This is a genomic window from Methanoculleus sp. DTU007, from assembly GCF_001512385.1.
GTDB classification, from domain to species: Archaea; Halobacteriota; Methanomicrobia; order Methanomicrobiales; family Methanoculleaceae; genus Methanoculleus; species Methanoculleus thermophilus.
Genome location: NZ_LFRO01000030.1, coordinates 5667 through 6880, shown reverse-complemented (window position 1 = coordinate 6880; position 1214 = coordinate 5667). Strand labels below are relative to the sequence as shown.

Annotated in this window: 1 protein-coding gene and 1 pseudogene; both read left to right on the top strand. The window is 60.0% G+C overall.

The genetic code is table 11. The features are described 5' to 3' along the window. A pseudogene (locus ACI94_RS02935) lies at positions 1 to 738 on the top strand (formylmethanofuran dehydrogenase subunit B); the annotation flags it as partial. A gap of 2 nt (positions 739 to 740) precedes the next feature. Beyond that, a partial coding sequence (locus ACI94_RS02930) for an amidohydrolase family protein (protein ID WP_286681077.1) occupies positions 741 to 1214 on the top strand: 474 nt, incomplete at its 3' end.

Below are 1214 nucleotides of genomic sequence, written 5' to 3'. Positions count from 1 at the left end.
CCCACCGACACCGCAAACGTTGCGGATGTCCACCTCCAGGTTGAGCAGGGACGCGACTACGAGCTCCTCAACGCATTCCGCGTGGCGTTCAAGGGCGAGAAGCTCCCCGACGTCGTCGCAGGGATCCCGAAAGAGAAGATCTACGAGGCTGCCGAGACGCTCAAGAGCGGTCGATTCGTGATCATCTTCTTCGGTATGGGCGTGACCCAGTCGCTCGGGAAGAACCACAACATCGACGCAGCCATCGCAGTCACCCGTGACTTAAACGAGTACACGAAAGCAGCCATCATGCCGATGCGCGGGCACTACAACGTCACCGGCTCCGGCCAGGTCTGGGGCTGGCTGTTCGGGTTCCCCTTTGCTGTGGACCTCTCCCGTGGATACGCCCGCTATAACCCCGGTGAGACGACGGCAAACGATCTGCTCCGCAGGGACGAAGTAGATGCTGTCTTCGTGCTCGGTAGCGACCCCGGTGCACACTTCCCGTTCAGTTCGGTCAAGAAGATCTACGACCGCCCGTCTGTCGCGATCGACCCGCACGAGACCCCGACCACCGAGGTCTGCAAAGTCCATGTCCCGGTCGCCTTTGTGGGCGTCGAGGTCGGCGGATGTGCATACCGGATGGACAACGTGCCGATTGAAACGAGAAAGGTCGTCGAGCCCCCGGAGGGCATGATGACGGACGAAGAATTCCTCAGCCGCGTTCTTGCACGCGTCAAGGAGATCAAGGGGGTATAAGCGTGGCAGAATATCTTATCAAGAATGGATTTGTCTTCGACCCGGTCCTGGGGATTAGAGGAGATAAGGCAGATGTTGCCATCAAGGACGGCAAGATCGTCGAGACCAGCGCGGTCAAGAACCCGAAGGTCATCGATGCCGCAGGGAAGACCGTCATGGCCGGCGGTGTCGACGTCCACTCGCACGTTGCCGGTCCTAAGGTCAACGTAGGCCGGAACTTCCGCCCCGAAGACAAACTCTTCACATACAAGCCGAGAAATGGCATCGAGCGGATGCAGGGCGGATTTTCAGTCCCGACAACGATCCGAACCGGCTACAACTACGCCCGCATGGGCTACACGACCGTGATGGAAGCGGCCATGCCGCCGCTCTACGCCCGGCACACCCACGAGGAGATGCGGGACACGCCGATCCTCGACCAGGGTGCCTATCCGGTCTTCGGGAACAACTGGTTCGTGCTCGAGTATCTCAAGAAC